Source organism: Acidovorax sp. LjRoot204, from assembly GCF_056175785.1.
In genome coordinates this window covers 1-6,543 of the sequence record NZ_JBGFFF010000201.1, presented here as the reverse complement: position 1 = coordinate 6,543, position 6,543 = coordinate 1, and the positions used below count along the sequence as shown (strand labels likewise).

The following is a 6,543-nucleotide window of genomic DNA, read 5'->3' as shown; positions in this document are numbered from 1 at the left end:
ACTTTGTGCCCGACGACCTGACCCGCAAGCTGCTGATGGATGCGCTGGCACGCGGCGTGCGCGTGCGCCTGGTCACCCCCGGCGAGCACACCGACACCGAGACCGTGAAGGCCGCATCCCGTGCCACCTGGGGCGAGCTGCTGCAGGCCGGGGCCGAGATTTATGAATACGGGCCCACCATGTACCACTGCAAGGTCATGATCGTGGACGAGTTGCTGGTGTCGGTGGGCTCCACCAATTTTGACAACCGCTCGTTCCGCCTGAACGACGAGGCCAACCTGAACGTGTACGACGCCGCCTTTGCACAGCGCCAGACTCAGGTGTTTGAAGACGACATCCGGCGGTCACGCCGCGTGACCTACGAGGCTTGGCGGGACCGCCCGCTGCGCGAGAAAGTGCACGAGACCTTGACCGGCTGGATGCGGTCGCAGCTGTGACGATGTTTGAATGAAATCAGCCGCTGGCGCCAGTGAACAATGCGTCAGGCGCTATCAAAAGTGTAGTTTCCGGTGGTGGATGCGCGGCGGCGGTTGCGGTGCGCCGCCGGGGCAGTGTTTGCCCTGGCGGGCATCTCCGCCGTGCTTGTGGATCAGTGCGTCACGAACTCGTAGGTCACGGCTTCGCTGTCCACCATGTCGAGGATGTCGTCCAGCACGTCTTCGTCTTCGGTGCTGGCCCACAGGTCTTCGGGGTCTGTGGCAAACAGGGGTTCGATGGCGATGTCCATGAACTTGCCATCGGGCAGCTTGATGACCGGCGTGYCCTCGGAGGTATCGACCAGCTCCCAGTTGTCGGGCACGGTCATTTCGAGCTGGATGGTGACGTTGAGTTTTTTCATGGCGAATCCTTGTTGCAGAACCGTTCAGGGTAACCCAGTTTGGTGCCAGATGGATGTCTGGCGCCGAACGGATATGCCTAATGCGCTATAAAAATTAGAGCATCCGAAGGATTTGTGGCTGCAGGCGCTCATGCCTGCGCCGGGCGAACTCCGTGCTCTCGCGTCTGGCATGGGCTTTGCGTCATGCAGGGCGCAACGTGTCGCGATGCGGACCGTGGGCCGCCGATGTGCCCTTGTACTGCGCGCCGTTTGTTGTAACGTGTCTGGCACAAGCCCCTGTGCGTCCGCATTCGCTGCGGGCCACGGAAATGCCTGTTCTTGTCCCATCTTCTGACCCACTGGAGAACCTGCCCATGATCATCAAGAAAACCCTGGCCCTTGCCGCAGCCGCCGCCGTGGTCGCCAGCCTCGCCTTCAGCCCGGCCGCGCAGGCAGGCCCCCGGCTCGACAAGATCATGGAGGCCAAGGTCATCCGCGTGGGCACGCCCGGCGACTACCGCCCGTTTGCCATCAAGACCGACGCTGGCTACAGCGGCCACGACATCGATGTGATCGAAACCATGGCCAAGGAGCTGGGCGTGAAGATCGAATACGTGCCCACCACCTGGCCCAACCTGGTGAAGGACCTGCAGGGCGACAAGTTTGACGTGGCCGTGGGCGGCATCACCCGCAACGTCAACCGCATGCGCATTTTTGACATGCTGCCCGGCTACGCCCCGTTCGGCAAAGTGGCCCTGGTGCGCGCGGCCGACAAGGCCAAATACACCAGCGTGGACGCCATGAACCAGCCCACCGTGCGCGTCATCAAGAACCCCGGCGGCACCAACGAAACCTATGTGCTGGCCAACCTCAAGGCCGCCCAGGTCAGCACGCATGACAAGAACGCCGAGATCCCCGCGCTGATCGCTGAGGGCAAGGGCGACGTGATGATCACCGAAACGTACGAAGCCCTGCACTACGCCAAGGCCGACCCGCGCCTGCACGCCGCATTTGTGGACGCGCCGCTCACGCCCAAGAACTACCTGGGCTTCATGCTGCCCACCGACGACGCCGACTACGTGCGCGTGATGGGCTTTGTGTGGGGCCTGGTGGACAGCCGGGGCACCATCAAGCAGGCCGCTGACAAGTGGTTGAAGTGACGGCTTCGAAGTAACGTGGGCTTGGCGCGGGGGCAGTGGGTTACTCGCCCGGAATCTCCGGCTCCACCAGCAGCGCCAGCAGCTGCAGCGACTCCTGCCAGCCCAGGTAGCACATCTCGGTGGGGATCACCGCCGGGATGCCCGCCTGCACGATGGACACCTCGGTGCCCGTCATCACCTTTTTGAGCTGGATGGTGGTGCGCATCTCGCCCGGCAGGTTGGGGTCGTCAAACCGGTCGGTGTGCACGATGCGCTCGCCCGGCACCAGCTCCACATACTCGCCGCCAAACGCGTGCGTGCCGCCGCTGCTCAGGTTGGTGAACTGCATGCGGTAGCTGCCGCCCACGCGCGCATCCAGGCTCAGCACCCTGCCGGTAAAGCCATGGGGTGGCAGCCATTTGCACATGGCATCGGGATCCAGAAACGCGCGGTAGATGCGCTCGGCCGGGGCGCGCAGCACACGGTGCAGGGTGACGGTGCCGGTAGCGGCTGCGGAGGGGTTGGGGGTCGTCATGCTGGGTCTCCTTGCGGGAATGGGGTGGATGGATGACAGCGTGCGCCGCAACACCATGACGGTCAATGGCCTGGGGCGTTTACGCGTTCACACCTCTACGACGAACGGGCCGGTGCGTTTTCGACAACCCGCCGTGGCCTCCGTCCCTTTTTCTGCAAAACGGTGCCGCCTCAGGCTGCGATGGTGCGCACCGCAAAGCTCTCGCTGCCCTGCGTCCAGGCCAGCAGCCGGTCGATGTTGGGGTGCTTGCCTGGAAAGGCGCGCGCATCCGCCACATGCTCGGCATACCACTCCAGCCCCAGGCTGGCGGCTGCAGGCGTGATCTGCCCGCCATACAGCGCCGCCAGTGCGGCATACACCACCAGCGACCCGGTCTGGCCGGGCTTGTTCTCGATGGTGGCCTGCACCTGGCCGTCCGCGCCCAGCAGTTGCAGGGCGGCGAGGTGGCTGGCGGAGGGGAGTTGCTTGAGGCGGTCTGCGAAGTTCATGGCGGTCAAATTCAAGTGAAATGAGCCGCAAGCGCTAGAAAATCATGCGCGAGCAGCTATAAAAAAGTGAGTGGGTGAATCAGCGGGGCGGAATCTTAAAGGATGCGCGTGGGGCCCTGACTTTGAACAGGCGCCTACCCTTGAGCAGGCGCTCACGCCTGCCACACCCCAAACCCCGCCGAGCGCAGGTCGATGCCGATCTCGATCTCCCGGTCCACCGCCTCCTCGTAGGTCATGGGATTGAAGCCCTCGTACAGGTCCGGCAGCAGCCGCAGGCCGTACTGCGTCACAAACCGGTTGGCCTGGATGCCCGCCTTGTGCTTGTCAAACCGCACATCCGGGTCCAGCCCCGTCATGCCCACGTACACGCAGGGCTTGCCGTCGATGTAGCCAGGGTTGCACTTGCGAAAGCGCGGCTCCAGCAGCACGTCTTTGGAGAGCTCGACCACGTAGACGTGGTGGTGGGGCTTGCGGCGGCGCATGGGGCAATGGCAGGTTAGAAGCAGGCCGTCTGGTCACCTACTCGTCGTCCTCATCCGCCAGCCCGTCATCCCGCAGGCGCCGGTCCAGCTTGCCGCGCAGCGCATCGGCGTCTTGCAGGAACTGGTCCACCGGCACCGCAGGGGCCACGCGCAGGGCGGGCGGGAACAGGCTGCTCATGTACAGCTCGTTGCCCAGCCGCATGCGGTTGAGCCACTGCGCGCCCAGCCACGACGGCACGCCCAGCAGCACCACAGCCGCCATGGCCCAGGCCAGGCCCACGCGGCGGCGGGGCAGCACGGTGGCCAGGTGGGCGTACAGTGCGCCGGCCAGCACCAGCACCATCAGCACCGGGGCAAACCGCGACAGCGACTCCAGCGAGAACGTGAACGCCGTCAGATAGCTCAGCAGCTGCACCGCGTCGGCCACCAGCACTGCGGCGCACGCGATGCGCACGTGGCGCCAGAACCGCAACTGGCTGCCAAACAGCTTGTTGGCCACGGACCACAGACCCGCCCAGGCCCCCACCACGGCCAGCGTGGTCAGCAGCAACAGGGGCAGCGACTTCAGGTACTGCGCGGCGTCGCGGGCCTCCAGCCACGACTCTCCCAGCCCGGCCAGCAGCACCAGCACCGCCAGCGCGGCCGTGGTGCCCACGGTGCGCCACGGAAACTGCGGCAGCGCCTGCTCCTCGGCAATGGGCGCATCGGCCAGGCGCAGATGGATGTGGGTGTGGCCCAGGTCGATGGGCATGCCATCGGGCCAGTCAAAGCGTTCGCCCTGGGCATGCTGCTTGCGCTGCAGGCGTGCGCCGTTGCGTGTCTCCAGCACCTCGACCTGCACGGTGCGGGGCTCGTCCACCGCGCGGTCAATGCGCAGGTGCCGGGGCGCCACAAAGGGGTCGTCCAGCACCAGGTCGCAGTCCAGCGCGCGGCCCACCGTCACGGGCCAGCGGGTGATGGGCGCACGCGCCAGCAGCGCGCCGTGGCGGTCAAACGCCTCGATCAGCCCCAGGGTGGTGGTGGTTGGCATCGCGCTCATGGTGCGGCCTCCCAGCGAAAGGCCTTGAGGTAGTGGCTTGCCAGCTTCATGCCGTTGTCAAACGCAATGCCCTGCACATCCAGGCGGCCCAGCACGCCCCGTGTGGGCTGGTTGACCGAGGTGGCCAGCACCGTCATGTTGTACAGGCCGGTCAGCTTGCGGTAGGCGGACAGGCACACCACCGCACGCAGCGGCACGGTGCCGGGGTCCACAAACCGCTCGGTGCACTCGGCCGCCGTCTGGTGGCGGTTGCCCCGTGTGGGCAGGCGCTCATTCGCAAAACTTTGCGAGTACATGCGGGCAAACCGGGCGGCGCCCAGCGTGGGGGCGTTGTAGGCCTCGTAAGACAGGCGCACCGCGCCGGTGCTGAAGTCTCCCGCCACCACATCGCTGTCGGCCTGGCATTGCGTGCGCTCCAGGTTCAGCCCCGGGAAGGCCGGGTCACGCCCCGATCCCCAGCACCGCGCCAGCGCATCGTCGGGCACGGGCAGGCGGTAGTTGCCGTGGCGCTGCTCGCGAAACGGCGCTTTCAAGAACCGGTCCGTCAGCAGTTGCTGGTGCTCCATCAGCTGCCGCGTCATCTCGGCGTGCGCGGCCTGCGTGATGGGCTGGGCGTTGGCTGCGCGCTGCACCAGCGCCTGCGCAAACTCGGCCGGTATCAAGAAACTGACCTGCTCGCCATCGAGCCGCTTGGCAACGTTCACACCCAACACCCGGCCTGCGTCGTCCACGGCGGGGCCGCCGCTCATGCCGGGGTTGAGCGCGCCGCCAAAAAAGATGCGCGGGTAAAAGCTGCGCTTGACCAGCCCGTTGTAGGTGCCCTCGGTCACCGCAAAGCCAATGTCCAGCGGGTTGCCCAGCGAGTAAATGCGCTCGCCCTGCGCCAGCGCGTCGGTGGTGGGCCGAAAGCCCAGCACTGGCGCTGCTGCCGTGCGCCCTTTGGCGCGCAGCACGGCCAGGTCGCGCTGCACGTCAAACGCCAGCAGCTCCACCTCGCCCTCCTGCCCCTCCATCGTCACGTACACGCCCCGGTAGCGCTCGGGCTCCAGCGCCAGCTGGCTGGCCACGTGAAAGTTGGTGACGATCAGCCCATCGGCCGACACAAAAAAGCCCGAGCCAATCGACGCTTGCGTGTTGGCGTTGCGCAGCAGCGTGCGGATCTGCACCAGCTTGTCGCGCGACAGCTCGTAAATGCGCCGCGCATCGCGCGACAGCAGGGCCGCATCGGCCGCTGTGGGCGCGGCGGCTGCAGCGCCCCCCGGTGTGGGTGCTGTGCCATCCACAGGGGCACTGCCCGCCGGGCGCGTAGCCGGGGTGTTGGCAGCTGCGGGTTGGGGGGCGGGCTGTGCGTGCGCCAGCGCACACAGCAGCAAAAGCAGCGACGAGGTCGCCAGCCGCAAGGGCCGAATCAAAGGGAAGGGCATCGCGGTATTCTATGAACGCCCTGCGACTAGCCTTAGAGCGGCTAACAAAACTCTTCTGGCGTCGTTGCTGTGTCTTGTCGTACTGCTCGTACTGCCTGCGACACAGCGCCTAGCCAGAACCGCTTCGCTGAGTTTTGTTAGCCGCTCTTATTGGCGTTGTCCATTCCGTTGGCCCGCTTGCCGCCGGGCCTGCCATTCACCTGCCACTCCATCCCACGCACCCATGCAACCCACCCACACCTATCCCATCGGCACGCCCGGCCAACCCTGGGGCGCTGCAGAACGCGAGCAGTGGCGCGCGCGCCAGGTGCGCCAGCGCAGCTACGCCGACGACGTGCTCATGGCCATCGAGGCACTGCGGGGCCGGTTTGACGTGGAGATGTATGGCGACGTGATTTATGGCGACGCCCAGCACCCGGCAGAGCGCTTTCCCCTGCGGGCGCTGCGCAGCCGAGAGTGGCAGCCCGGCCTGCCCACCGTGCTGGTGACCGGCGGGGTGCACGGCTACGAGACCAGCGGCGTGCACGGCGCACTGCGGTTTGCGGACACGCACGCCGAGCGCTTTGCAGGCCGCGCCAACCTGCTGGTGGTGCCGTGCGTGAGCCCCTGGGCGTACGAG

General features: G+C 66.3%; 9 protein-coding genes. 3 read left to right on the top strand and 6 right to left on the bottom strand.

Going from position 1 to position 6,543, the window contains the following annotated elements:
• Positions 1 to 437 (top strand): phospholipase D-like domain-containing protein (locus AC04MI_RS22375; RefSeq protein WP_476498738.1); only part of this gene is annotated, 437 nt, incomplete at its 5' end.
• A 152-nt stretch (positions 438 to 589) separates the two neighbouring features.
• Here AC04MI_RS22375 and AC04MI_RS22370 read toward each other — a convergent pair.
• Positions 590 to 838, bottom strand: a complete 249-nt coding sequence (locus AC04MI_RS22370; protein ID WP_476498737.1) for a hypothetical protein — start codon at positions 836 to 838, stop codon at positions 590 to 592.
• Positions 839 to 1,191: 353 nt separating this feature from the next.
• Here AC04MI_RS22370 and AC04MI_RS22365 point away from each other — a divergent pair, with 353 nt between their 5' ends.
• On the top strand, positions 1,192 to 1,977 hold the full coding sequence (locus tag AC04MI_RS22365) for a transporter substrate-binding domain-containing protein (protein WP_199170829.1): 786 nt from the start codon (positions 1,192 to 1,194) through the stop codon (positions 1,975 to 1,977).
• A gap of 40 nt (positions 1,978 to 2,017) precedes the next feature.
• On the opposite strand, the gene AC04MI_RS22360 is transcribed toward AC04MI_RS22365, so the two are convergent.
• From AC04MI_RS22360 to AC04MI_RS22340, 5 genes are all read right to left on the bottom strand, one after another.
• Positions 2,018 to 2,491, bottom strand: a complete 474-nt coding sequence (locus AC04MI_RS22360; RefSeq protein ID WP_476498736.1) for an SRPBCC family protein — start codon at positions 2,489 to 2,491, stop codon at positions 2,018 to 2,020.
• A gap of 170 nt (positions 2,492 to 2,661) precedes the next feature.
• Entirely contained in the window at positions 2,662 to 2,979 is a 318-nt protein-coding gene (locus tag AC04MI_RS22355; protein WP_209819924.1) for a DUF2322 family protein, read from the bottom strand.
• 152 nt (positions 2,980 to 3,131) lie between these two features.
• Positions 3,132 to 3,461 (bottom strand): hypothetical protein, encoded by a 330-nt coding sequence (locus AC04MI_RS22350; protein ID WP_015014990.1) that lies wholly within the window; start codon positions 3,459 to 3,461, stop codon positions 3,132 to 3,134.
• Positions 3,462 to 3,498: 37 nt separating this feature from the next.
• Complete coding sequence (locus AC04MI_RS22345) at positions 3,499 to 4,500, bottom strand: FHA domain-containing protein (protein ID WP_476498735.1); 1,002 nt, start codon at positions 4,498 to 4,500, stop codon at positions 3,499 to 3,501.
• The gene (locus tag AC04MI_RS22340; protein WP_476498734.1) at positions 4,497 to 5,924 is read right to left on the bottom strand and encodes a S1 family peptidase; all 1,428 of its coding nucleotides are present in this window, start codon (positions 5,922 to 5,924) and stop codon (positions 4,497 to 4,499) included. The genes AC04MI_RS22345 and AC04MI_RS22340 overlap by 4 nt, the downstream gene beginning before the upstream one ends.
• Before the next feature lie 223 nt (positions 5,925 to 6,147).
• Here AC04MI_RS22340 and AC04MI_RS22335 point away from each other — a divergent pair.
• The coding region (locus AC04MI_RS22335) for a M14 family metallopeptidase (protein WP_476498733.1) at positions 6,148 to 6,543 on the top strand (396 nt) is incomplete at its 3' end.